Here is a 24925-nt window from a genome sequence, read left to right as displayed (position 1 = left end):
AATTTTAGTACGAGAACGTCTGAAAAAACCTTACTATTATATGGGGTGTTTCAAACACCTGCTTTATAGTCTATTTAGTAAAAGGTACAAGTGTTTCGTTTTCTATAGGCTCTAAAAATTGATAATTATCTATTTGTATATCGAGCTGTTTACTGCCTTTTGAGAAATGGCTTAACCTTATTGGTAAGTAGCCTAAATCAGGTGCCATCCAAAAAAATGTCTGACGTTTTTTGCTGGTTCTGACGACTTCAATTTTAATGGTGTCGTATGAGCCACTTTCAAGTGTCATTAATTCTTTACCAACAATCTTAAATTCGTAATCATCTAACTCTTTTTCTTTGACCATGGTGTAGTGCAATTTTTCTGGAGGATTGTACATATCCATCCTAAATTGCAGTTGCACCATTAATGGATCGAGAATGTTGTTTTCGAATGTTAATTTTTCGCGCTCGTCTTTATATATAGTATGAATAACACCTTGCCCTTCAGCGAATACCGTTTGTTCACTATAGTCGCTACCGGTTCCTGAGCGTTTGCTCATGTAGCGGATAGGTTTTAATTTACCCTCTACTAATTGAAACTCGCTGCTAATATTACGCACATCAGACAACATTAATAAACTGACATCGCTATCGAAACGATATTGATAGTAACCATTATCTGAGGCCGGCAGTTGATAACGAGCCTTGCCTAAATGAATACTGCCATAGTAAACATTATACTCAGCATTGTGAGCAGCAAGGGGCTTGAGGTAGTTAGATGAATGTTCTATTTCTGTGTCTGTGGCAATATTCTGTGTGTGTTTATCTGATTGTTGTGCTGTGGTGACAGGGGATGTTTCGGCATTAACGGGTGAAAAAGGCTGCAGCAATAGGGCTGCCATTACTACTGCAGTTAATGAAGTGTTATTTGTCGTAGTAATATTCGAAAAATCGGATAATAATTTAACCAAAGCAGTACCTACGTAAGAGAGTTAAAAAGGTAACGATAAAACCAATGTCGCCATATCGGGTTTCCATTCAAATTTTGACAGTGAAATTTTGCCTTTGTTCACTTCAATTCCTTCTGATCTTAGTCGCTCTTGTTGGTTTTGGAAATTAATCGTGTTGAGTTTAAAAGATATTTTACCTTGGCTATTGATAACTCTATGCCAAGCTAAGTTTAAATGTGGTGGTGCTTCTTGTAGTGCTCGAGATACATAGCGAGCACGCCCAGGAAGTCCTGCTAAATCTGCAACTTTGCCATAGGCAAGTACATTTCCTTCAGGGATCATGTTGACGATAAACCAGATTTTTTGTTTTGGCGAAAGCGGATTCATTCAATAATCATCACAGCAAAAACAACAGCATAATCTATCAGTTGCTTGATAGGAATCTTTGCAAAGTTAAAGTGACGTTTTATTTGAACAGAGCATTTAAATCACGGCTAAATAGATACACAAAAAGTGTGACAATGCGCCAGCGAGTACAAACAAATGCCATATAGCGTGGTTATACGGAATGCGCTTATTAATGTAGAAAATGACACCTATGCTGTAAAAGGCTCCGCCTGCTAATAGCAGATTAAAACCTAAATCTGTCATACCTTTGATGAGATCATTCATAACCGTAACGCATAACCAGCCCATAACGAGATATAGGATGACACTAAAGGCTTTGAAGCGGCCGATAAAAAGTGTTTTGAATATGATGCCACCCAGTGCAAGTATCCAAATAGCAGCCAAAACAATATTTGCTTGTTCCCCGTCTAAGCTAATCAGCATAAGGGGAGTGTAAGTGCCGGCAATTAATGTATAAATGGCACAATGATCGGCCATTTTAAAACGTTTTCGCCAAAGTTGTGATTTGCTTGAATGATATAAAGTTGATGCTAGAAATAGTAAAACGATACTGAGACCGTAAATTCCGATGCCAAACATCTCAGTGGTATTTAAATGTGTCGATCCTTTAACTAACATTGCCACCATGGCGACGAGGCCTGCTAACACTCCTATTCCATGGGTGACACTGTTTGCTAGCTCTTCAGTCGCACAATAGTCAGACTGAGAACATGAGTTAGTTTCAATTTTGGGAGCTACATTTAACTCAAGAGACATCTTGGTATACAACTTAATAAACTAATTGGAAAATTAGAGTAACAGCTTAAATTGTAAAACACTAGATTTTTAGCGTACATGTGTAAGCTAAATTTAAAAGTGTATTATTTCAGTTTGTTAACAAAGTATTATGTGTTTTATGGTCTTCTCGATGCTTTATTGAACTAATTTAAAGATTGAGTATCAGATAATATTCAGCGATTAAAACAGTAGTGAATACTTGTAGTGAATGCCTGTAGCATTAGCCTTTAGAGACAGCAGCTGTAAGCAGAGTTTAGGTTGACCAAGACTAGACAATCAAACCAATGCTTTATTCATCGCTTGATAAATCGTGTTAACACGGACATTTTTTAACACTAACTTTTTTACACTATATGCGATAAAGCGTTATAGCGTTTTATAATCACCAAGGCGATAGGATGCGCTAAATGACCCACAAGCATGAACCTAAGCTTTTAACAAAAGAGCTATCTACTTCGTCGTTAGCTGCTGTAAAGGATAGTGCTTCCTCAAAACAAGACTCGGCCCATGCAAATTTTAATGATGCGATTAACCTAAGCGAATCTACAAATTTCAATCAATCTTGTTCAGAAGATATTCAAAGTCATATTATTGCTAGCGATGCCGTTTCTCAATTTGTAAATGATAGTGATAATATTGAGCTTTCTGAATTAAACTTGCCCATAGCCATAACAAGCCAAAACCACAACGAATCATTAAATTTTGATGAGCCTTTTCAACTTGATGAATCTTTTAAATTAGATAGCAAAATTACTCGATCAAATTATTCATCCGCAAAAGATATTGGTACCGTTTCTAAATTTAAAACGATAAGGAAATCGTTAACTCTAACCGTGTTTATGGTAGCAATTACTCATATTTTAGCTTTTTTCATATTGCTAGTTCTTGCTGAACAGACAGTCAACATTTTCGTAGAAATCGCCACCTCGAAACAAGAAAATCAAACAGAAACGAAAGAGATCAATGCTTATTTCATTACTGCTGAACAGTTAGACGGCCTAATCAATCAAGATACGTCAGCCTCAGACGTGAATGAAACCCAAATTGATCACACAGCTACTGAACCACAAGATAACGCCATTACAATACAAGATGCAGTCAAAGAGGAAGTCATAGAGGAACGAGTTGATGATGCAACAAGTGTAGAAACTAAAATCAATACTGTTAATTTACCTGAAATGAATTCATCTGATAACCAATTAATTGAAGTTAAAGAAATTTATGAAATCAATACGATAATTGAAACCAAAGAAGATTTTAATTGGGCAAATATAGACAGCATGTATTTACAGCAAGAAAAGGATGATGATGTAAGCTCCCATTTGTTTAAAGACATAAAATTAAATCAACACTTATTTACAGGGACAAATACAGTTAAGCATCAAGTATTGAAAAACTTAAATCAGCAAGCGCTTAATACTTTAATTTCACAGCAAGCTCATTTAGCGACCTCAAAGAGTGGGGCAAGTTTAAGCGAGCTCACGCCTGAGATGTTTGATATTGAAATTATTGAGATTGAAGACAAGCGACAAGCAACCACACTTGACCATAGATTAGACCCCAATAGAATTATGAAACATGGGGAGACATGTTATCGTATTGTGCCATTACCTACGCAAATTAATCCTCATGCAGAAGGTCTAGGTTTTGCTGAGCCCTGTGATAGTGCAAAAATGAAGAAAGCCTTGAGCAAGGCAATTCAAAATAGATTATCTAAAGTGCAATTACCTTAATCATTTGCTGACTATTTATCCATTTTTGAAACCAATCATTGTATTTGCTCTTAATAATAATTCACTTAATATATTAATTTGATTATTTATAATATTTATTACTGTTTAACATCAGAGGCTTGTCGTATGAATTAATTTGATTGATTCTTGTGTTAGTCTGACTTTATTTCACTTGTATTTTATTTCATTAGCTGAGTATACTGCTTGCATCTTGTCGGAGTGCCTTATGGCTGAGACCGTTTATTCGGGATCCGTTGAACCTGATCAGGTTAAAACCTGCGAAGGAAACAAGCAGTTAATTTGCTATTTCTTCTTATTGTTTATGTTCAATTTAATTCAACAAACGTTGAAATTGATGTTGAAACATACAGTGTGATTTTGATTGTTCTTTACCTTTAGAATGACCAAAAATACAAAAAAAGTATCCAAAATTTATGGATGTTTTTTAAACATGAAATGCAAATTACAGAGTTATGTATAACTCGCTCGTCATCAACACACCTCTCCAGACAAGCAACTCTATTTCATTAATTTTGAGGTTGCTAATGTCAAATCGTCGTCAAACCCGTGAACAAGCCCAGGCTTTCATTGATACGTTAAAGCCGCTACAACACCCTAATTCCGAGAAAATTTATTTAAGCGGATCCCGTGAAGATTTATTAGTCGGTATGCGCCAAATTCATCAGACAGACACCTTTTTAGGTGGCAGCGACGATGCTCCAGTTACAGAGAAAAACCCGCCAATCAAAGTGTATGATTGTGCAGGTGCTTATTCAGATCCCGATGCTGAAATTAACGTTCGATTAGGTTTAAACAAATTTCGCGAAAGTTGGATTGATGAACGTAAAGATACCGAGCAACTTGCAGGTGTGAGTTCTGATTTTACTCAGCAACGATTAGCGGATGATGGCTTGGATCATTTACGTTTTGAAGCGTTAGTTCCCCCAAGGCGTGCTAAAACGGGTAGGTGTGTTACTCAAATGCACTATGCTCGCCAAGGTATTATCACACCAGAAATGGAATACATTGCCATTCGTGAAAATATGGCGCGTGAGCAAGTCAGCGATGAAATCCTTACGCAAAAAGCACCAGGTGAAGCCTTTGGCGCAGTGATTGGACAACCAATTACAGCTGAGTTTGTTCGTGATGAAGTGGCTCGTGGTCGTGCAATTATTCCATTAAATATCAACCACCCAGAAGCTGAACCCATGATCATAGGGCGTAACTTTTTAGTAAAAGTAAACGCGAATATTGGTAATTCTGCGGTGACGTCATCAATCGAAGAAGAAGTCGAGAAATTAGTCTGGTCTACCCGCTGGGGCGCTGATACGGTTATGGATTTATCAACTGGCCGTTATATTCATGAAACGCGAGAGTGGATCATCCGAAATTCACCAGTACCCATTGGCACGGTGCCGATTTATCAAGCGTTAGAAAAAGTGAACGGTGTTGCTGAAGATCTTACATGGGAGGTATTTCGCGATACCTTGATTGAACAAGCAGAGCAGGGCGTTGATTACTTTACTATTCATGCTGGTGTGTTATTGCGTTATGTGCCGATGACCGCCAAGCGGTTAACAGGTATCGTTTCCCGTGGTGGTTCAATCATGGCGAAGTGGTGCTTAAGCCATCATAAAGAAAGTTTTTTATATGAACATATCAATGAGATCTGTGAAATCTGCGCCGCTTATGATGTGTCTTTATCTTTAGGTGATGGCATGCGCCCTGGCAGTATTGCCGACGCGAATGATGAAGCACAATTTGCAGAACTCGAAACCTTAGGTGAATTAGTAAAAGTGGCTTGGGAATATGATGTGCAAACCATCATTGAAGGTCCTGGTCATGTGCCAATGCAATTGATTAAAGTGAATATGGAAAAGCAACTCGCCCATTGCGATGAAGCGCCATTTTATACGTTAGGCCCACAAACGACGGATATCGCTCCTGGTTACGATCATTTTACCTCAGGCATTGGCGCTGCAATGATGGCTTGGTATGGCGTTGCTATGTTGTGTTATGTCACACCAAAAGAGCACCTAGGTTTACCCAACAAAGAAGATGTTAAACAAGGTTTAATTGCTTATAAAATTGCAGCTCACGCAGCAGATGTCGCCAAGGGTCATCCTGGCGCTCAAATACGTGATAATGCATTGTCAAAAGCCCGTTTTGAATTCCGCTGGGAAGATCAATACAACTTAGGTTTAGACCCTGATACAGCCCGCGCTTATCATGATGAATCTTTACCACAAGAATCTGCCAAAGTCGCCCATTTCTGTTCTATGTGTGGTCCAAAATTTTGCTCAATGAAAATCACACAAGAAGTCAGAGAGTATGCAGCAAAGCAAGAAAAACAAGCACAAAGTGCAGGAACAGAGCAGCTAGTATCGGTTGTGGATGCCAGCAAATTTAAAGCGAAACAAGTTTCAGATGCTAATGCTGAAAAACAAGTCGTTGACGTTAATGCGGCGATGGCGAAGAAGTCTGCAGAATTCAAAGCCACAGGTTCAGCACTATACCACGCCGTATCTGACAAACCGCTTGTCACCCCAAAGGCTGAGCTTGAAGAGCTTGAGGGGTAAGCATGCACAGGCCATACGACCTTAAAAAAGTGCAAGCTAAGCCCGTGCAAGCTGGGCAATTGCAAACTAAGCCTATCGTCTGGACCATAGCAGGTTCAGACAGTGGCGGCGGCGCGGGTATTCAAACTGACTTAGCAACCATAAATGATTTAGGTTGTTTTGGTTGCAGTGTCATTACCACAATTACTGCGCAAAACTCAGTTGCAGTTAATTTAGTCGAACCCGTTTCAGAGGCGATGCTAGAAGCACAATTGACGGCGCTCTATGACGATTTACAACCTGCAGCAATCAAAATTGGATTGATTGCTAATCAGCAGCAATTAAATGCAATTGCTTGCTGGCTAAATGCTTTTAGACAGCGAAATATCGCAAATCAGACTGTGCCGGTGATTGTTGATCCTGTCATGGTGGCCAGCTGTGGTGATGGTTTAAATCAAACTGACGAATTAGATTTTAGCCCTTTTAAAGGGCTGATGACGTTAGTGACACCTAATGCTGCAGAGTTATTTAGGCTAGAAGGTTTAGCCAACATAGCCAATCCCCAATCTAAAGTCGGTTTTCATCAAGCTGCAACAGCGTTAAATCAACTCTTACGTTGCAATGTGCTTGCAAAAGGTGGTGATGCCGAACCATGGCAAGGGGAAACTGCTAGTGATCTATTTGTATGTCAGCAGGTTAATGGCGTCAGTGAATCACATCAATACCAACAGTTTTGGTTAACTTCTCAACGAATCGATACTGATAATAATCATGGCAGTGGTTGTACTTTATCAAGTGCTATTGCCTGTTTTATGGCATATGGTTATGTGCTGCATGATGCGATTGTGATGGCCAAAGCTTATGTGTCAAAAGGCTTAATGAACAGCGTGCAATATGGCCAAGGTACGGGCCCAGTTGCTAAAACAGGCTGGCCTGAAGATATTAGTTTATACCCATCTATCAGCCTTTATTATGATCACCAGCCCTGTGATTTATTTACTTCAACCACGCAAAGTGGTTGCTATGACAATGGTTTTCCCCTGTTATCACAAGAGATTGGAATTTACCCTGTCGTAAATGATGTCGTGATGCTCGAAGCGCTGCTTAAGGCTAACTGCACCACAGCTCAATTACGTATTAAGCAGTCAGACAATTTACTACTTAAGGATATTGAGCAACAAATTCAACAAGCAATAACGTTAGGGCGAGACTATAACGCGCAAGTGTTTATTAATGACCATTGGCAATTAGCGCTAAAGCATGGTGCTTTTGGAATTCATTTAGGCCAAGAGGATGTTGAATTGGCTAACCTGGACTCGATAAAAGAGGCTGGTATTGCGCTGGGTTTATCAAGTCACAGCATCTTTGAAATCTTATTAGCTCATCAATTAAAACCGTCTTATATCGCACTCGGGCATATTTTTCCTACCACTACCAAAGTGATGCCATCAGCACCGCAAGGACTGGCTAAGTTAGCGCGTTATGCTGCTTTGCTTAAACCTGTTTGTCCAACGGTAGCAATAGGTGGGATTGATAAACATGTGCTCGATGCTGTTAAAGCAACAACAGTGCGCAGTGTTGCTGTAGTAAGGGCGATTACTGAAGCTAACTACCCTGAAACGGCATTTAAACAACTGTCGCATCAGTGGTTCAGTGACAGTACTGGTATTAGTACTAAAAGTCAGTATGAAAAAGAGCCTAACGACAGTAAATATACGATCAAAGGGAACAGTGATGATGAGTAAACTAACGGATAAACAATATATCCGTTATTCAAGTCATGTGTTGTTGCCTGAAATTGGTGAACTTGGTCAGCTTAAGTTATTACAAAGTTCAGTGTTAATTATTGGTGTTGGCGGGCTGGGTCATGCCGTGGCTCAGCAACTGGCTGCGGCAGGCGTTAAACATATTACTTTAATGGACGATGACACTGTTGAGCTTTCAAACTTGCCAAGGCAGCTGCTGTTTAACGAGCAAGACATTGGTCAGCTTAAAGTTAACATTGTAAGGCAGAAACTGAGTACTGCTTATAGCGATTGTAAAATCACAGCCGTCTGTAAACGCTTCACAGCTGAAGACTTTTATTCAGTTGATTCAGTCAATTCTGTGGACTTAGTATTTGACTGTACAGATAACTTTGCTTCGCGATTATTGATTAATCAGGCGGTGGTAAATGCAAAAGGCGTGTTGATCAGTGCTGCGATAAGTGGGGCAAACGGTCAGTTATTCTGTATTGATCATAGCAAGCAGAGCAATTTTCACGGTTCAGGATGTTATCAGTGTCTTTATCCCGATGACTCCAATGTCAGCCAATCGTGTGCCCAAGCAGGCGTATTAACATCAGCCTTATTATCCATGGCATCGATGCAATCGTTATTAGGACTTAATTGGCTAACAAGTGATGTAAGCCAACGTGATCGATTAAAAGGGCAGTTGCACTTATTTAACGCCCATAACTTACAGTGGCGAAAAGTCACAATGTCACAAGACCCAGATTGTTGTATTTGTAGTTCGAGTTGCATTTAGGACAAGTTATTAGTGTAGGAATTGACATGATTACAATTGAATTTAATGGACTAGCTCAAGAGCTAGGTTACAACTCAAGTTTATTACAATTAATAGAGTTGAAAAATCTGAACCCAAAGTCGTTAGCACTTGTGCTTAATGACCAAGTGGTACCGAGGAGTCGCTGGGCGCAGATTGAGTGCCAACATAGTGACAAAATTGATGTTTTCTCAGCTGTAGCAGGTGGTTAACATGCTATCTATTGCCGATCACCAATTTGATTCAAGATTATTTACGGGCACAGGAAAGTTCTCCGACGCTAAGACCATGTTAGCGGCTATTGAAGCCTCTCAGTCGCAATTAGTTACATTAGCGATGAAACGTATCGATCACAATAAAGATTTTGATGACTTACTGACACCATTGCAGCAAATGGGCGTAAAGCTTTTACCAAATACAGCAGGCGCTCGAAATGCTAAAGAAGCCGTATTTGCTGCTGAACTTGCCAGTGAAATGTTAGCGACAAAATGGATTAAATTAGAAATCCATCCTGATCCTAAGTATCTGATGCCAGATGCGATTGAAACATTAAAAGCGGCTGAAATACTCTGTGCAAAAGGGTTTACGGTTTTACCCTATGTACATGCTGATCCAGTGTTATGTTACCGGCTTGAAGAGGCAGGCTGCGCGGCTGTTATGCCACTCGGTAGCCCAATTGGCAGTAATCAAGGGTTAGCCACAGAACCCTTTTTAGAAATTATTATTGAGCAAGCTAACATTCCAGTAGTAATTGATGCAGGGATTGGCGCGCCATCTCAAGCTTGCAGAGCAATGGAAATGGGCGCAGATGCAGTATTGGTTAATACTGCAATAGCCAGTAGCGCCGATCCGGTGCTGATGGCTAAATGCTTTAATCAAGCTGTTAACACTGGTAGACAAGCTTATCTTGCAGGGTTGGGCAATGTGGAAAAACAAGCAAAACACACCAGTCCATTGACAAATTTTCTGAATTTATGATTAAAGGTTTACCTTACTAATGAGTTTTCTTGAACAGTTTAAGCGGTTAAACCTCGATGACTTATCAATGCGCTTATATAGCACGACGGCAGATGATGTTAAGCGTGCACTCAATCACCCACAAGGTAGCATTGACAGTTTAATGGCATTGTTATCACCAGCTGCTAAACCATACATAGAGCAAATGGCACAACAAGCTTACCAGTTAACAAGACAGCGTTTTGGGGCAAATATCGGGCTATATTTGCCTTTATATTTGTCAAACCTTTGTGCAAATGAATGCGATTATTGCGGCTTTTCTATGAGCAATAAACTCAAGCGCAAAACCTTGTCTGACAATGAATTGCTGGCTGAAATGAAGATCATTAAGCAGCGAGGGTTTGATTCAATATTGTTAGTATCAGGGGAGCATGAAACCAAAGTTGGCATTGACTACTTTAAGCATGTATTGCCCATCGTGAAGCAAGCATTTAGTTATGTAGCGATAGAGGTCCAGCCGTTAACTCAACCTGAATATCAAGAGCTTGTTGAGTTAGGGCTTGATGCCGTGATGGTATATCAAGAAACCTACCAGCCGCATACCTATAGCAAGCATCATACTCGCGGTAAAAAGAAAGACTTTGCTTATCGGCTTGAAACTCCAGATAGAGTGGCTGCAGCTGGCGTTGATAAAATCGGTTTAGGCGTGTTGCTAGGACTGGATGATTGGCGACTTGATGCCTTAGTGATGGGTCATCACTTAGCTTATTTACAAAACCAATATTGGCGCACTCGCTACAGTATTTCATTGCCTAGATTAAGACCTTGTACTGGCGGCGTTTCGCCAAAAGTGGAACTGACTGATGAAGGATTAGTACAGATGATCTGCGCATTTAGATTATTTAATGCACAGCTTGAAATTAGCCTGTCGACTCGTGAAACACCTGAGTTTAGAGACAATTTACTGCCGCTTGGAGTAACAAATATTAGTGCAGGCAGCTCTACTGAGCCTGGTGGTTATCAAAACCCACATACTCAACTGGATCAATTTGAAATCAGTGACGACCGTAGCGTTGAGCAAGTGATTGAAAAAATGCAGATTAAAGGATTAAATCCAGTTTGGAAAGATTGGGAGCGGGCTTGGCATTAATTTAACTTTTACGTTCATCATTGTAGTACTGTACAAACTTGTAATCATGGATGATAATTAACCAATTAGTGAGTTAAGTCTAACGTGAGTGTTGTAAATAAATTTATTGTATACACGGTTAGATTTGGGTTTAAAAAGGAATGATCAAATGCAAATACCTTCTGCAATGACTTCAGGAATACAAGGTTTACAGAGTGGCCAAAATGATTTGGCACAAGCAACGACAGCTGTCGCGGCGCCTGAGCCCACTACAACGACTCCAGTTAAAGTTGAACAAGATACCGTTACGTTAAGTTCTCAAGCTGCACAATCAACAGATAAAGTCTCTGCGATCATTGATGCTGAACAAGCAGTGACTCAAGCTCAGGCATCTGCTGAAGTCATTGATGTGGCCTCTGAAAATGTTGGCACTATTATAGATTTATCTGTTTAAAAATCAGAGATGAACGTACAAAGTCAGCCACTTCAGCAAGGGACAAGTTCTCTAAGTCGTCACAATACTTCGAGTAGTAAAAGTGTTGTGGCTGATTCTGCCATAAGTAAAACGGTCTCAACTGTCCCTGTAACAAAAAAATCTTCAGTATTGGCCTCATCTTCAAGTTTCAATTCCAGTACAATTCAGTCAAGCACAATTCAGCCCAGTTCAATTCAGTCCAGTTTAATTCAGTCCAGTGAAAATTTTCACGCAGGATCCCTGAGTTCGAAGCCATTAAAAACACAGAGTGTCGTTAATTCAAGTCATTTGAGCCCGCAATTTAATTTGAAAAGTGGACCAGTATCGGTTTTAGGTGTCATTTCATCTTCCAAAACTACAGACATCCAGATTGATGGCCAAGCTAATCAAATCGCTGGTGGTCATTCAAATTCTGTTAACACGAGTTCATTTACTACATCTGCGTCAGTGAACGCTTTCGAGGATACGACTAATGATGTAACGTCCGGCTTACGAGACAGCGATAAAAGCTCTGCTGCTTCTACGCTGGTGGCGACTGATCAAAAAGACGCTATTGCTAATGTCGATGAAAATAATAGTACAAACGAAAGTAACAACGACATTCAAAGTGACAAAAGCAAAGCTGAAGCTGAACAAAAGGCGCAAATAAAACAAGATGTGCAAGATTCACATCAAGCTGAGCAAGAAAAACAACAAGTACAACTTGATACTCAAATTATTAATGAATTATCTAAAAGGGATGCTGAAGTTAAAACCCATGAACAGGCGCATGCAGCTGTTGGCGGAAGTTTTGCTCAAACACCCCAATATACCTATGAAAAAGGCCCAGATGGAAAACGGTATGCAGTAGAGGGGGAAGTAAAGATTGATGTTGGTGTAATAGAAGGTAATGCTCAAGCTACTTTCAATAAAATGCAAAAGGTTTACGCTGCAGCAATGGCTCCGGTTCAACCTTCTACAGCAGACATTCAAGTCGCTAATGAAGCGGTTCGAAAAATGAATGAAGCTAAAAAAGAGCTTGTATCTGAAAGACAAGAAAAGGTGCTAAGTACAGAAGAGTCTCAACAAATTAATCAATTAGCTCAGCAGTTGGATGAGCAGCAATTTACGCCAACATACCCATTTGATCAAACTAATGATGAAGGAAGTGAGCAAGCTAACAATGCGAGTATTTCTCGTATCAAGGATTCAGCTATTAACGCTGCACAAGAATATTCATCTATTAATATTGCCGTATAACACTTCATCACTTTTCAAGTCATTCAAATCAATTCAAAGTAATCAAATTAATTAGCTAATATGAATCGTTACCTATTCAACCACCTGATTAATATCATGTTGTAATAATATCAATGACTCTAATAATTTAGATGCTGGCCCTTGTTTATCCCTATTTGGAACCACTAATGAAAGTTGTACCTTGCGACTTTTACTGCCTTTCAATGCCAATCTTTGCAGTTCACCAGATTTAATCTCATCCTCAATTAAGTAAGCTGGTGCCCAACAAAAACCAATGCCTGTTTTTAAAATTGTTTTCGCTTCATGAAAATTTGAAACCGTCCAACGTTGTTCTGCTTTTAGCCAACCAGTATCTGATGCTTTATGGGTTGCTGTGTCTTTAATGACAATCTGTAGATGTTGAGCTAAAACTTGGTCATCAGCTATAACATCGTGCTGAGCTAATGGGTGAGCGGGCGAGCACACTAGATATAATTCTGACTCACATATAGGCTCTGCAACATGACCTTTAGCGGGGATCCCACAAATGGCAATATCTGCAGTGTTATTTAAAATTAGTTCATGAGTACCAGAAATAACAGAGTCGATAATCGTTACCCGTGTGCCGCGACTATGAGGCAAAAATGCTTTTAAGGCATCCACTAAATAGTGCAGAGGATAAATGATTTCTCGTGCAATGGTTAAGTTAGGCTCCCAGCCCTCGCCAAGATTGCTCGCGAGTTGTTCGAGTTCATCTACTGTTTGGGTTAAATGCCGTGAACGACGTAATAATACTTCGCCTTGCTCTGTGAGATAAGCTTTACGGCCTTTAACTTCGAGTAATTGGATACCCAATTGAGTCTGTAGTTTTGCCACAGCATGATTAAGAGATGATTGGCTTTTGTTAAGCTGTTCAGCAGCTTGGGCGTAACCACCGAAATCAACCACAGATTGAATAATTCGCCACTGCTCTAACGTCGATTTAGCTCTACTCATCTATTAAATTACTCATGCTGGGGTAAACTGCAAAAATAAGGGGTAACAATCGTTACCCCTTAATCATCACTAATATCTTACTTACTTGTTTTTACTCGTGACATTTTTAGGTGTCACTTGTACAGGTAAGTACTTCTTCGTCGCTTTTGTTTCAGCAAGATATGGCCCTTTATGAAGGGTTTCTGGCCAATCAAGTAACATCATGGCTAAAACATTTCTGTGTTCACCCATGACCATATCTGGATTTCCACGTGGTGAAGGGATCAGTTGGTATTCAGGATTAAACGATGCTGCTATGTGGTTTTGCGTCTTCTTAATGACAGGATGATCACGTAAGCCTGTTAAATAGAAACTTATCCCAACTTCAGAAATAATATCGTCTGTGGCATCGGTAAGGATACGGTCAATGTTGTCATCAAAGTAATCTAAAATCCATTTAAACTCTTTTGCACTTACTTCTTGTTGATAATAACCGCTTGCAGCAAAGATAAAGTGAGTCATGCCATACAATTTATTTCTGAATTGTCTTTTATCTAATTCGTTATCTTTATCATTAGGGTAAGCGGCAATGAAAGCTTGTTTGTAATCATCGACGTAGTTTCCGACTTCAAGTTGTTCTGCCCAATACGCGTAATTGATCAGTTGTGCAGCCCAAGCTTTAATCATCTTAGGATCAGTCAATGCAGGTTTAAGATCATATGCTTTTAATGCCGTAACCATTTTTTGATGGCAAGGCCCCATAAAACCTAACTCGTCCGTACGACTGGCATAACGTAATAAAATATCGCTATAAAAGATAAATTCTGGGAAGGGCTTCAGTGCTTTCTTTCTCGCTTTTGCACGAGGGCCTTTACCTAATACACTTATTGCTTCATTGGCTTGCTGTTCGATAAACTTAGGCTTATCAATATTACAGGCAAAATAGTTTTGACGTTCAGTAATCGTGATTAAATCTATCAAGGCTGCATTTGTATACTTTTCATCACCCGTCATTCGGTACATTCTTAAACCATAGTGCCCTTGAATTCTTGGTGGCAGAGAATACATATTTTGTTCAAGGTTAACCTGTATCGCACTTCTTACTTGTTGGTGTGTTAATGGTGTTGCGGTTGATTTTGGGTCATCGGCAGCGAAGGCTGATACCGAAGATACTATAAATGATAAACCAATTAAGCACGATAAGGATTTACTTTTGCGAGTGGCCAGCATTGAAGGCTCTCCTGATGAGTGAAGATAGATCATTGGGTGGAGTAAGTATAATGAACATTTGCTCCATTAGGGGTAAATTATCTTCATTAACCACCAAAATATCAAAAACTTGACGTTCTGTTACTGAAGATTTACTAGATTCGAAAATCATACTAACAAGGCTTTGATGCCAAAGAGGTAAATAATAGTTAACCCCTTCATTTGCAATACCATTGAAGCTAAAAGCTAAATCATTAGCGTATTGCCACTCTTCATTGAAGCTATCTTTAAAAGCCATTGATAACTGTTGTTGCTTTGAGGGCTCATTCAAATAGAAGTCAATAATAACTTTGGAACGTATAACACGTAATTGCCGACGATAATCTTGGACAACTTGCTCTCGTTGAGATAATACAGAATCGTTTTGCTGGCGTAGGTATGCAGACAGCCAATATTGCCCTAATAAATGGTTATCAGCAGATTTCCCCTGTTTATTAATCAGATAAAATTTATTACCCCGTGCTAACCCTGTAACAGCTTCTGCAATTGCATTAATCAACTTATTTGCTTGTCTTTTATTAGAGATAGCGTCTGAATAACTGATGCTTGCTTGTGCAAATTGATGTCCGATCACGGGGTAACGAATAACATGGGCGTTAGTCTGACCTGTTGGGCTAACAAACAATTCTCCGAGTAGACGTTGTTGGTGCCATACACGATAAATTGTATTTTTAACGCCATCTTTGGTGATAGTGTGGTTTGTATCGGTTGTTTCAACTGTTGTAGTGTCGGTTATGTCACTGAGATTCAATGCTTCTATTCGAATCCCCAAATTTTCTAATTGAGTAAATACTCGTGTAAAAATCTCATTTGCAGACTGAGGTCCAGAGTAGGGCTGGTGAGGTAATGAAGCAAGATGTTGCCCAATGTTCCAAGGTGCAAGATTAATATTACTTGTTTGTTGCTGTAAATATTCATTAAGTGAAGCGGCATTGAGTATTTGAGTGTTAAGTGACTCGAAAGCCGTTGCTTGCAAAAGCTGCTTAATGATATCTAATGACGCCGCATTTTTATCTTTTGCTCGTGATTGGTAAGCAAGCCAAGCATTTTTTCTACATTGTTCGTTAGGTTGTGACATTAAGTATTTAGCTAAACTGACATCCAGATTTGGCTTGGTGGATTTCAACATTGAATTGGCAGTCGGTGTGTCTGAGTTATGGTTTGTTTGAGTCGGTAGCTGACAGGTTTTATCGTTGAAAACCATAGCAATATGCTGATTTGTTAAATTTCTTCTGATGGTTGCCTGGGCATTATGCAGTTGTGATTTGGTATTAATATCGAGCTGACGCTGTTTAACCTTAGTTAATGTTTCAGCCAAAGAGGAATAGGGGGGCTGTGATTGCGACAGATTCATTATTAACTGATCAAGTTTTGGTTCTAAAAGTAGTGTTTGTAATTCGTCAGCTAAATGTAACTGACACATTAATATGCTTTCTCGTTGGCTATTAATGGCCAAATCACGATAGTAATTTAAACGATCATTAATGTTATTAAGGCCTAGGGTGAGCTGCTCAAATTGAACGGCCTGTTGGGAAACCGACCGAGTTAAGTCTAATTCAGATAGCGAAGGCTGGTAACGCAAGCATTGTTGGATAAACAGGTTTAGAGGGTTGGCAACTGCGGGAGCAGTTGCCAATAAACTAAAAGTTAGGGTTGCTGCAAAAATGTTTTTTAGCATAAGCGACACGTTCTTCCACTGATAACGTCGGCCCTTTCAGGCTTTCTACGTGTTTAAGTCGGTCTAAAATTCCTTTTCCGTTCGCTGTTTGAATTGCTAATCCTGGTCGTGCATTTAACTCTAACAAAAGAGGGCCACGGACTTTATCTAACACCATGTCAGTGCCCAAATAGCCTAATTCACACATTTCATACGCGCTTGATGCGGTATGAAGTAGCACGTCCCAATTAGGTACTTGGATTTGAGAAAGTTCATAATTGGTATCAGGATGCCTAAGCACTGGCTTATCAAACTGAACCGCATACAAACTTTTACCCGTAGCAATGTCTAAACCGACACCCACAGCACCTTGGTGTAAGTTTGCTTTACCGTCTGAAGCCGCTGTTGAACAGCGAAGCATGCCCATTACTGGATAGCCTTTAAAGACGATAAGACGAATATCAGGTACACCTTCGTAACTAAAACCGTCAAAAATTGGGTCAAATTCAATTAAGCCTTCGACTAATCCAACATCAGGTATCCCACCCAATGAGAACAGGCCACTTAAGATATTCGACACATGGCGATAAACTTCATTTGGCGTTACTTCATCGCCATTAGGTTTGTAATAACGGCCATTTTCAACATGGGTAATAACCAGAATACCTTTACCACCAGACCCTTTAGCAGGTTTGATAACAAAGCCAGTTCTGCCTAATACCATTTGTGGTATTTCGTTAATTTTATGCTGCTCTTCAACAACACCAATTAGATCAGGTACTGCAATATCATTGGCTAAAGCTAGCTGCTTAGTAATGAGCTTATCATCTACGCGTTTATAAAATTTGCGTTGATTGTACTTACCAATGTAATCGATATTGCGCTTATTCATATTCAATACGCCATTTCGACGTAATTCCCAAGGCCAAGCGTAATTCTTCATTACTTATCCTCAGCCAGTGGTTTAAAGCGTTTTAACTCAGTTAGGCGATAACCTGTGTATTGACCCATTACTAGTACCATAGCCAAAATAACTAAGTGAATGCCAAGGAAGTTAAATACCCAATGTTGGATCCAACTGTTACTCATCGCGAGGTAAGCTAATGTGGCGACAAATAAGCTACCACCCCCAGACATAAATACTGACTTAGGACCTTCTTCTTCCCAAAGGATAGACATACGCTCAATGGTCCAAGCAAGAATAATCATAGGGAAGAAGGTAATCGTTAATCCTTCACTGAGCCCCAGCTTGTAAGATATAAGCGTGAATAACCCAATAATAAATATCACCACAATAATCACCGCGGATATTCGGGATATGAGCAAGAGATTGAGTTGCGATAAATACGAACGAATCATTAATCCGAATGCGACAATCAGTAAGAAACCGATTAGACCAGTCAGTAAAGTGGTTTGAATAAATGCCAATGCAATCAGAACCGGCATGAAAGTACCAGAAGTTTTGATACCAATGATGACCCGAAGGAATACAACAACTAACACACCGATAGGGATGAGTAAGATGCCTTTAAATGTACTTTGTTCCTCAAGGGGTAGCTGGTAAAGCGAAAAGTCTAACGAATCAGTGTTCATCATCATGTCAATAGAAGTCGCTAACGCAGAACGAGTTTCCTTTAACATTGAAAAATTAACTTGTGAATTACTACCACCAATGACATCAAGCACTGACATACCGTTGTGTTGCCATAGTACTAAGTTATCTGGGCGACCTTGCTTGTTGTTTTCTACATCAAATAAAATCCATTCACCATCTTGGTAGACTTGAACGTAAGGATTAAGTTGTTGACGACGACGTTGATCTTCTAGCATCAAGCCACTAACTAACTTGGCAGGAACACCTTTTGATTGAAGCATTTGCACAAAAAGCTGAGTTCGCGAATTAACTGATAATAGTAATGCAAGGTTTTGCGATTGGTTACTATCATTAATTACATCCATTAACTGTTGAGCATAAGAAATGTTACTCGCACTTCTTTCCCATACTTGGTTAATGATTTGTTCAGCTGCACCACGTTCAGTAACTTGCCATAAAAACGGCTCTGGGGTGACTGGCTCTTCATCAGCATCAACTTTTAGTTGGCCAGTAGGCACTAATGTCACTCGATAGTATAAAGACTGACGACCAGATGCTTCACGAATTGACCAGACCGCGCGGCGGTCTTCGCCTTCAGAAATATTTAATCCATAACCGGCAGATGTAGCATTTTCTGCTAACACATCAAATGCAGGGTCTTGAGGTAGAGAAAGCGAGGCTTCAGCTGGCTTGCTAGTACCGTTGAACATTACTTTTGCTTCAACAGACCAACTTTGAACTTGTTTGCCTGGAAAAAAAGGAACGTTGTGTTCAACGCTGCGGTAAATACTTGCGCTGATCCCTGATATGAATAATAGGGCTACAAAGATAAAAAATGGCTTACGAGAATGCATTTGAATTCCTATTTCGCTTCTTTAGTCGATTCTGTTTGTGGTTTTTTGCCATGAACATAAATTTGTCCAACATCAACTACTGCAATGTCTTTCATAAATTTACGGCCAAGAAGTAGCGGGAACTCAAGGTGACTTCGGTCGGTTAAGTTCAAGTCTGTTTCGGCAGCATATTGACCAATTTTTAAATGAGCATGAATCACAGGACGGCGATCGTCTGGTAAATCAGCATCTTGTTTGATACGAACAAAGCGCTCGACTTTATGCTCGAAAGTATTGCCAGGTTGCTTTTCACCGTTGGTCATCACATCAAATCTAACCCATTGAACACCGTTACGCTCAAATAACACAATGTTACGTGCATCTAATGAAGATGACTCTGCACCTGTATCGATGCGGGTTTCAAATGACGCTTTTAACTCATCAACATATACATGCTCAATTTCACCTAAGACTATTTTGTCAGAGACAACTGACTCTGGACACTGCGGTGGCTCACTTAATTGTGCAAGTGCTGCAGCATCATCATTCATTTTTTTAGATTGTTTTGCTAATGCATCAGTAATTTGTAATTTTAGGTCGTTGACTTCAGCACTCAAGGTTTGCATTTCAGTAGATGAGTGAGCACATTGAGCATTTATTGCCTCGATAATCGCAGTTTGTGAAGTTGCAAGATTAGCACTCAATTCCTCACTTCCAACGGGAGTGATTTTCGCACTTGATGCACAGCCTGATATTAATGCGGCGGTGACGGTTAAAATAAATACCTGCTTTAACATGACAATTCCTGTTTTCTTTAATCTAAGCTAATGCTTTGATAATTATAATACTATATTAAACTAGGTCGTGATTAGGTTGATTTTTTATCGCTATTATCGTTGCCCGTTTTGGGGCTGGATAACCTTCGACCGTTAAACTTACATCGTTGGGGTCAAGATAATCTACTAAAGATTCATTCTTCATCCATTGTGTTGAGCGTTGCTCTGCCATTGAAGTAATATCCACATCAACGCAACGTATGTCGGTGAAGTCACACTTTTTTAACCATAACATGAGTGCATCGACAGATGGCAAAAACCAGACATTATTCATTTTGCCATATCTGTCTTGTGGGACTAAAACAGCATTTTCATCGCCATCTATCACTAAGGTCTCTAATACAAGTTCACCGCCCATACGCAGTTGATCACGCAATTGCATTATATGATCGATGGGTGAACGACGGTGGTACAAGACACCCATAGAAAATACGGTATCAAACGCATCTAATGCTGGAAGCTCTTCAATGCCCAGTGGCAATAAATGTACAGGATGTTCATTACCTGCTAAACGCTTTACTGCTTCAAATTGACATAAAAACAGCGGGGAGGGATCAATCCCGACGACACGTTTAGCGCCAGCACCTAGCATGCGCCACATGTGATAACCACTGCCACAACCGACATCTAATACTGTGCGATTATCTAATGGAGAAATATGCTCTTTAACCCGGTCCCATTTCCAGTCACTTCGCCATTCAGTATCAATTTCGATTCCATGAATGTAAAAAGGGCCTTTACGCCAAGGTTGAAATAACCCAAGTAGATTTTGTAACTTTTCTGTTTGTCCTGGAGTCAACTGGCTACCGTCACCAATTTTGACTCCGTTGAATAAATCAATATGAGTTGGCGCTGGGTAATGTAATTTATTGAGGACTTTTTCCCATTTTGGCAAGTTGCCATGTTTATGTTCTCTTTGCCATTTCCCTAAAATTGCTGGAAGTTCTTCTAGCCAATGTTGCAGGCTTGAATCGGCAATTTGTTGATAAAAGGTGCTAAAACTTATCACTTGATGGCCACCATTGATGCAAAATTAAAACATTGAAACCACACTGTTGAATGGCTAAAACCATTCTCAGTAAAGCGTTGTTGGTGCATGGATAAACTGTCTGGGCGCATCACATTTTCAAGTGCACTGCGCTTTTGGCTAATTTCTAGTTCGCTGTATCCATTTGCGCGTTTGAAGTCTAGATGTTGTTCATCTAAAAGTGTTTGAATCACGTTATCTTCAAATCGTAATTTTTCTGAAATAACTAAAATACCGCCAGGGAGTAAACCTTGATAAATCTTGGCGATTAACTCGTCCCTGTCATGAACAGGTAAAAACTGTAGAGTGAAATTTAATACCACCATTGAAGCATTAGTGATGTCGATGTCTCTAATGTCACCACAAATGAGTTCTACTTCAGTGTCACTGACGTAGGCAGATAAATTTTCCTGGCAACGCTCGATCATCGATTCACTGTTATCAACAGCGATAATACGACATTGTCTTTGCTCAATTTGGCGTCGAATACTCAAAGTCGCAGAACCTAAAGAACTGCCTAAATCATAAATATTAGATTTAGGGGTAACATAACGGTCAGCAAAATCCCCAATCGTACTAATGATTTGGGTATAGCCAGGTACTGATCGTCGTATCATGTCATTAAATACACCTGCAACACGATTATCAAATTGAAAATCTGATATTTTATCGGTTGCTGCAGCGTAAATTGTATCTTGTTGAGAGTTCATCTGAGGTAACTTGAGAAAATCATAGCTTCATTTTAGCCAATCCTACCAAATAGCAGCAAGTATCCTATTGGTATTTTTTGTTTTATTTTGTTTATTTGCACTTTTTTGGCTAAATAATTAATTAAGTAGGACAATTGGTCGATATAAATCGGTATGATGAACATATAATTAAAATGATTTACAATTAAGCTTAAGGTTGATTAACAAAATTTCAACCAGATAAAGTGTGTGGTCAAAAAACGAATATAACAAATAACGACTAATAAAATGACAACTAGCACAAAGGAACGCGCTTGAAGTTAATTAGCACTATTTTTACTTTTTTCCTGTTTACGTTGATGACATTTATTGTATCAGCCGATGAAAATGAATCCGCCTCGGTATCATCATTGGCTTTTCCAAGTTCATTAGCCATTTCAATGAGTGAAGATGCTTACCCTTATCAATTTGTTGATGATAACGGTAACCCCGCAGGTGTCATGGTAGATTTATGGCGCGAGTGGGCATCTGCAACAGGCGTAAAAGTGTCGTTTTATCCCATGCAATGGCAACAATCTTTACAATCAGTCGCTGACGGTGACGTCGATGCTCACATTGGTATGGCAATAACCAAAGAGCGACAGCAACTATTTTCATATGCAGATAAAGTATCTTCTCTTAATTCCTACCTTTACCTTCACAAAGATATTGCTAATAAAAAAGCGATTAGTGATATTCGTCCTTTTAAAATAGGCATTATTGAAGGGACTTCACATGAACAGGACTTACTGGCGATAGAACCTAGCCTGACATTTAAATATTTTAAGACTAAAAAAGCGTTATACGATGCTGTTGTTGCAGGTGAAATATACGTATTTGCAACGATTCAAGGCTATAACCAAGGCATTCCTATTAATTTAGAACTAGCCAACAATTTCCATATATCTTCACGTATATTGATTAAAGAAATAGAACTTGCGCCAGTAGTCTCTTTACTAAATCAATCTTGGGTCTCCTTTATTAATGAAGGCTTTAAGAAAGTGTCTACTACCCATGTCGATGAAATTGAAAAGCGTTGGTTTGGCTATCGTCGTGAATCCAACGGTCTATTGATTGCGATGCAAATGAATGTAGAGCCATTTGTGGATATTGGTTTAGACGGTTTACCCCATGGTTTATTTGTCGATTTGTGGCGACTTTGGTCTGAAAAAACAGGTATATCAATAGACTTTATTCCAAGCGATATGAATGGCAGCATTGAACTCATTAAAGATGGTCATGCCGACGTACATATTGGTTACCCTGAGAGTGAAGAAATCAATACCGGTCTTAATAGAGCTAATCATTTTTATTCAGTTAAAAGTCGATTCTTTAGCTACAACAAAGAAATCAAAGATATTAGTGAAATTGATGGTAAACGTATCGGATTGTTTGCCACATCACCTTATATTATCGAGCTTAGGAAAGTTCTTCCTAATGCGCAGATACGTTATTACGATTCCATGGAGCAATTAATCAAGGCAAGTCGTGATGGCGACATCGCAGGCTTTGTTGCTGCAAGTGCTTACACTTCACACTACCTATTACATCAAAAATCGTGGTCTGAGTTTTATCAATATAATAAGCTCGATTTTGGTACTCAAATATATAACCTCACCAATGTAGAAGATACAGAACTTGCAGAGCGCATCGCTAATGGTTTTCAGCTAATTAGTGATTTCGAAATGGCAAAACTTGAACAGAAATGGCTTTTAAATAAAGCCGATAGAACATTTTCTACTGTCGATAAACAAATCTATATCAGTAATAAAGACAGAAAATATTTAGACTCACTGGGTGCAATTAAACTGGGGTATTTAACTCAGTGGGCGCCCATGGAGTATCAAAATGAATTAGGTGAATTTTCCGGTATTAATAAAGAAGTTATCGAAATTGTTACAGAGCAACTAGGCATCGATATTATTCCTGTTGCCTATCAGCAGTGGGACAAACTCAATAAAGACTTACAAAACGGCAGTATTCATTTAGTCGGCAGTATGGCAAATAATAAAAATCGAGAGCCAGCACTTGAGTTTACAGAAGGTTATTGGCCATCACCTTGGGCTATTGCGACTACGTTAACTCAACAGCCGTTGTTCAATTTAAGCCAATATAACGGTAAGCGAATAGGGGTAGTCAAAGGCTATAACTTGATCAATATATTGCGCCAACAATTTCCAGGTTTAGAAATTGTTCAAGTAGATAATACTCAACGTGGTTTACAGGCAGTTTCTTCTGGTGATGTCGATTTATTCATCGAACAAGTTGTGACCCTTGCTTATGTGCTCAATGAAGGGGAGTTTCCTGATTTAAAAATGGCCTTAGTTGCAGATTTAACAGAACAAAAAAGTCATATTGGTGTTTATCCAAAACTCAAAACTATCATTCCATTATTGAACCGCGCCATTGAAACGATTGATGAAACCAAACAACAGCAGATGTACCAAAAATGGGTGGCGGTTGACTTGCGTTCTGAAGCGGACAAATATCAAAAGTGGTTTAAAATTGTACTATTAGGTTTGCTGATTATCAGTATGATCACCTTTATCGTCTTCTTGGGTAATAAACGTCTTAAACGTGAAATTACTTTGAGAAAAACGGCTGAGCAAAAAATAAAGTTTGTTGCAGAGCACGACCCTGTGACTAAACTCCCTAATCGTGGTTTACTCGATGACCGTTTAGCGTGTGCGATCAAGGCCCATGAACGTGAACAAGCCAAGTTTGCATTGTTATTTATAGATTTAGACAAATTCAAGAATGTTAATGATCAACATGGTCATCACATTGGTGACGCATTATTAATTCACATTGCCACAGCACTTAAATCAGTAGTACGAAAATCTGATACCGTGTCTCGTTTTGGAGGCGATGAATTTGTCATCTTACTTAACAAGGTCGACAGCAGCGAATGCGCGATAAAAGTCGCAGATAATATTATTAATGTGTTATCTGACCCCCTCATTATTGAAGGAATAACATTAACTGCATCAGCCAGTATCGGTATTGCGGTTTATCCAGATGATGGTGATGATGCTATCGCCATATTACAGATGGCTGATAAAAAGATGTACAAAGTAAAAAAGCAGGGTGGTGATCAACGCAGCTTTTAATCACCGGTTGAGTTTTCAAGGTGATGAACAAACAAAATTGTCTTATTTGCTGTTTTTTTACTCGGTTATAACGGGAACTTTCCCTAAAGTCTGTTCAATTGCAGTAAACTAATCGATACTTCCATGCAAAAATGTAGCACACGTTCAATAAACGCGTTTTTAGGCG

At 39.3% G+C, this 24925-nt stretch carries 21 protein-coding genes and 1 riboswitch; of the genes, 10 read left to right on the top strand and 11 right to left on the bottom strand.

What is annotated here, in order from left to right; all coding sequences use genetic code 11:
* Window positions 1-70: 70 nt before the first annotated feature.
* The 3 genes from Q4600_RS18270 to Q4600_RS18260 form a co-directional block, all read right to left on the bottom strand.
* Window positions 71-952, bottom strand: a complete 882-nt coding sequence (locus Q4600_RS18270; protein ID WP_303517572.1) for a DUF3108 domain-containing protein — start codon at window positions 950-952, stop codon at window positions 71-73.
* Between the two features lie 21 nt (window positions 953-973).
* On the bottom strand, window positions 974-1318 hold the full coding sequence (locus Q4600_RS18265; protein WP_102526082.1) for an MGMT family protein: 345 nt from the start codon (window positions 1316-1318) through the stop codon (window positions 974-976).
* A 96-nt stretch (window positions 1319-1414) separates the two neighbouring features.
* The gene (locus Q4600_RS18260; RefSeq protein ID WP_248955300.1) at window positions 1415-2095 is read right to left on the bottom strand and encodes a hemolysin III family protein; all 681 of its coding nucleotides are present in this window, start codon (window positions 2093-2095) and stop codon (window positions 1415-1417) included.
* A 428-nt stretch (window positions 2096-2523) separates the two neighbouring features.
* On the opposite strand from Q4600_RS18260, the gene Q4600_RS18255 reads away from it, so the two are divergent.
* The 9 genes from Q4600_RS18255 to Q4600_RS18215 all read left to right on the top strand — a co-directional run bounded on the left by Q4600_RS18255 (window position 2524) and on the right by Q4600_RS18215 (window position 12751).
* The gene (locus Q4600_RS18255; RefSeq protein ID WP_303517570.1) at window positions 2524-3849 is read left to right on the top strand and encodes a hypothetical protein; all 1326 of its coding nucleotides are present in this window, start codon (window positions 2524-2526) and stop codon (window positions 3847-3849) included.
* Between the two features lie 205 nt (window positions 3850-4054).
* Window positions 4055-4153, top strand: a riboswitch (TPP riboswitch).
* A gap of 241 nt (window positions 4154-4394) precedes the next feature.
* On the top strand, window positions 4395-6428 hold the full coding sequence (gene thiC, locus Q4600_RS18250) for a phosphomethylpyrimidine synthase ThiC (RefSeq protein ID WP_303517568.1): 2034 nt from the start codon (window positions 4395-4397) through the stop codon (window positions 6426-6428).
* A gap of 2 nt (window positions 6429-6430) precedes the next feature.
* Entirely contained in the window at window positions 6431-8152 is a 1722-nt protein-coding gene (gene thiE, locus Q4600_RS18245; protein WP_303517565.1) for a thiamine phosphate synthase, read from the top strand.
* Entirely contained in the window at window positions 8142-8933 is a 792-nt protein-coding gene (locus tag Q4600_RS18240; RefSeq protein ID WP_303517562.1) for a HesA/MoeB/ThiF family protein, read from the top strand. The genes thiE and Q4600_RS18240 overlap by 11 nt, the downstream gene beginning before the upstream one ends.
* A gap of 26 nt (window positions 8934-8959) precedes the next feature.
* Window positions 8960-9163, top strand: a complete 204-nt coding sequence (gene thiS / locus Q4600_RS18235) for a sulfur carrier protein ThiS (RefSeq protein WP_102526076.1) — start codon at window positions 8960-8962, stop codon at window positions 9161-9163.
* Window position 9164: 1 nt separating this feature from the next.
* Entirely contained in the window at window positions 9165-9929 is a 765-nt protein-coding gene (locus Q4600_RS18230) for a thiazole synthase (RefSeq protein WP_102526075.1), read from the top strand.
* A gap of 19 nt (window positions 9930-9948) precedes the next feature.
* The gene (gene thiH / locus Q4600_RS18225; protein WP_303517559.1) at window positions 9949-11058 is read left to right on the top strand and encodes a 2-iminoacetate synthase ThiH; all 1110 of its coding nucleotides are present in this window, start codon (window positions 9949-9951) and stop codon (window positions 11056-11058) included.
* Between the two features lie 148 nt (window positions 11059-11206).
* Complete coding sequence (locus Q4600_RS18220; protein ID WP_303517556.1) at window positions 11207-11491, top strand: chemotaxis protein; 285 nt, start codon at window positions 11207-11209, stop codon at window positions 11489-11491.
* 9 nt (window positions 11492-11500) lie between these two features.
* Window positions 11501-12751, top strand: coding sequence for a putative metalloprotease CJM1_0395 family protein (locus Q4600_RS18215; protein WP_303517554.1), 1251 nt, complete (start codon window positions 11501-11503; stop codon window positions 12749-12751).
* Between the two features lie 72 nt (window positions 12752-12823).
* Here Q4600_RS18215 and Q4600_RS18210 read toward each other — a convergent pair whose 3' ends face one another.
* The 8 genes from Q4600_RS18210 to cmoA form a co-directional block, all read right to left on the bottom strand.
* A complete protein-coding gene (locus tag Q4600_RS18210) occupies window positions 12824-13726 on the bottom strand; it encodes a LysR family transcriptional regulator (protein WP_303517552.1) in 903 nt (300 codons plus the stop codon).
* An 81-nt stretch (window positions 13727-13807) separates the two neighbouring features.
* Window positions 13808-14935, bottom strand: coding sequence for a DUF3541 domain-containing protein (locus Q4600_RS18205; RefSeq protein ID WP_303517550.1), 1128 nt, complete (start codon window positions 14933-14935; stop codon window positions 13808-13810).
* Window positions 14913-16652, bottom strand: a complete 1740-nt coding sequence (locus tag Q4600_RS18200; RefSeq protein WP_102526069.1) for a hypothetical protein — start codon at window positions 16650-16652, stop codon at window positions 14913-14915. The genes Q4600_RS18205 and Q4600_RS18200 overlap by 23 nt, the downstream gene beginning before the upstream one ends.
* Window positions 16615-17574, bottom strand: a complete 960-nt coding sequence (locus tag Q4600_RS18195) for an alpha-L-glutamate ligase-like protein (RefSeq protein WP_102526068.1) — start codon at window positions 17572-17574, stop codon at window positions 16615-16617. Before Q4600_RS18195 ends, Q4600_RS18200 begins: the two co-directional genes overlap by 38 nt.
* Window positions 17574-19079, bottom strand: coding sequence for a UUP1 family membrane protein (locus Q4600_RS18190; protein WP_102526067.1), 1506 nt, complete (start codon window positions 19077-19079; stop codon window positions 17574-17576). The genes Q4600_RS18195 and Q4600_RS18190 overlap by 1 nt, the downstream gene beginning before the upstream one ends.
* Before the next feature lie 8 nt (window positions 19080-19087).
* Entirely contained in the window at window positions 19088-19855 is a 768-nt protein-coding gene (locus Q4600_RS18185) for an ATP-dependent zinc protease (protein ID WP_102526066.1), read from the bottom strand.
* Between the two features lie 55 nt (window positions 19856-19910).
* Window positions 19911-20903 (bottom strand): tRNA 5-methoxyuridine(34)/uridine 5-oxyacetic acid(34) synthase CmoB, encoded by a 993-nt coding sequence (gene cmoB, locus Q4600_RS18180; RefSeq protein WP_102526065.1) that lies wholly within the window; start codon window positions 20901-20903, stop codon window positions 19911-19913.
* A complete protein-coding gene (cmoA, locus tag Q4600_RS18175) occupies window positions 20900-21631 on the bottom strand; it encodes a carboxy-S-adenosyl-L-methionine synthase CmoA (RefSeq protein WP_102526064.1) in 732 nt (243 codons plus the stop codon). The genes cmoB and cmoA overlap by 4 nt, the downstream gene beginning before the upstream one ends.
* A gap of 293 nt (window positions 21632-21924) precedes the next feature.
* On the opposite strand from cmoA, the gene Q4600_RS18170 reads away from it, so the two are divergent.
* Window positions 21925-24759 (top strand): transporter substrate-binding domain-containing protein, encoded by a 2835-nt coding sequence (locus tag Q4600_RS18170; RefSeq protein WP_248955288.1) that lies wholly within the window; start codon window positions 21925-21927, stop codon window positions 24757-24759.
* Window positions 24760-24925 lie beyond the last annotated feature (166 nt).

The organism is Shewanella sp. 2_MG-2023, assembly GCF_030548905.1.
Classification (GTDB): Bacteria; Pseudomonadota; Gammaproteobacteria; order Enterobacterales; family Shewanellaceae; genus Shewanella; species Shewanella electrodiphila.
The sequence above is the reverse complement of the archived record's forward strand: the minus strand, read 5'-3'. Positions and strand labels throughout refer to the sequence as shown.

Excerpts from the sequence above, each read along its gene's own strand:
- Q4600_RS18240 (WP_303517562.1), top strand. The coding sequence starts at position 8,142 with ATGATGAGTAAACTAACGGATAAACAATATATCCGTTATTCAAGTCAT.
- thiE (WP_303517565.1), top strand. The coding sequence starts at position 6,431 with ATGCACAGGCCATACGACCTTAAAAAAGTGCAAGCTAAGCCCGTGCAA.
- thiH (WP_303517559.1), top strand. The coding sequence starts at position 9,949 with ATGAGTTTTCTTGAACAGTTTAAGCGGTTAAACCTCGATGACTTATCA.
- Q4600_RS18190 (WP_102526067.1), bottom strand. The coding sequence starts at position 19,079 with ATGCATTCTCGTAAGCCATTTTTTATCTTTGTAGCCCTATTATTCATA.
- Q4600_RS18210 (WP_303517552.1), bottom strand. The coding sequence starts at position 13,726 with ATGAGTAGAGCTAAATCGACGTTAGAGCAGTGGCGAATTATTCAATCT.
- Q4600_RS18255 (WP_303517570.1), top strand. The coding sequence starts at position 2,524 with ATGACCCACAAGCATGAACCTAAGCTTTTAACAAAAGAGCTATCTACT.
- Q4600_RS18205 (WP_303517550.1), bottom strand. The coding sequence starts at position 14,935 with ATGCTGGCCACTCGCAAAAGTAAATCCTTATCGTGCTTAATTGGTTTA.
- Q4600_RS18265 (WP_102526082.1), bottom strand. The coding sequence starts at position 1,318 with ATGAATCCGCTTTCGCCAAAACAAAAAATCTGGTTTATCGTCAACATG.
- Q4600_RS18215 (WP_303517554.1), top strand. The coding sequence starts at position 11,501 with ATGAACGTACAAAGTCAGCCACTTCAGCAAGGGACAAGTTCTCTAAGT.
- thiC (WP_303517568.1), top strand. The coding sequence starts at position 4,395 with ATGTCAAATCGTCGTCAAACCCGTGAACAAGCCCAGGCTTTCATTGAT.
- Q4600_RS18195 (WP_102526068.1), bottom strand. The coding sequence starts at position 17,574 with ATGAAGAATTACGCTTGGCCTTGGGAATTACGTCGAAATGGCGTATTG.
- Q4600_RS18220 (WP_303517556.1), top strand. The coding sequence starts at position 11,207 with ATGCAAATACCTTCTGCAATGACTTCAGGAATACAAGGTTTACAGAGT.
- Q4600_RS18200 (WP_102526069.1), bottom strand. The coding sequence starts at position 16,652 with ATGCTAAAAAACATTTTTGCAGCAACCCTAACTTTTAGTTTATTGGCA.
- Q4600_RS18230 (WP_102526075.1), top strand. The coding sequence starts at position 9,165 with ATGCTATCTATTGCCGATCACCAATTTGATTCAAGATTATTTACGGGC.
- thiS (WP_102526076.1), top strand. The coding sequence starts at position 8,960 with ATGATTACAATTGAATTTAATGGACTAGCTCAAGAGCTAGGTTACAAC.
- cmoA (WP_102526064.1), bottom strand. The coding sequence starts at position 21,631 with ATGAACTCTCAACAAGATACAATTTACGCTGCAGCAACCGATAAAATA.
- Q4600_RS18260 (WP_248955300.1), bottom strand. The coding sequence starts at position 2,095 with ATGTCTCTTGAGTTAAATGTAGCTCCCAAAATTGAAACTAACTCATGT.
- Q4600_RS18185 (WP_102526066.1), bottom strand. The coding sequence starts at position 19,855 with ATGTTAAAGCAGGTATTTATTTTAACCGTCACCGCCGCATTAATATCA.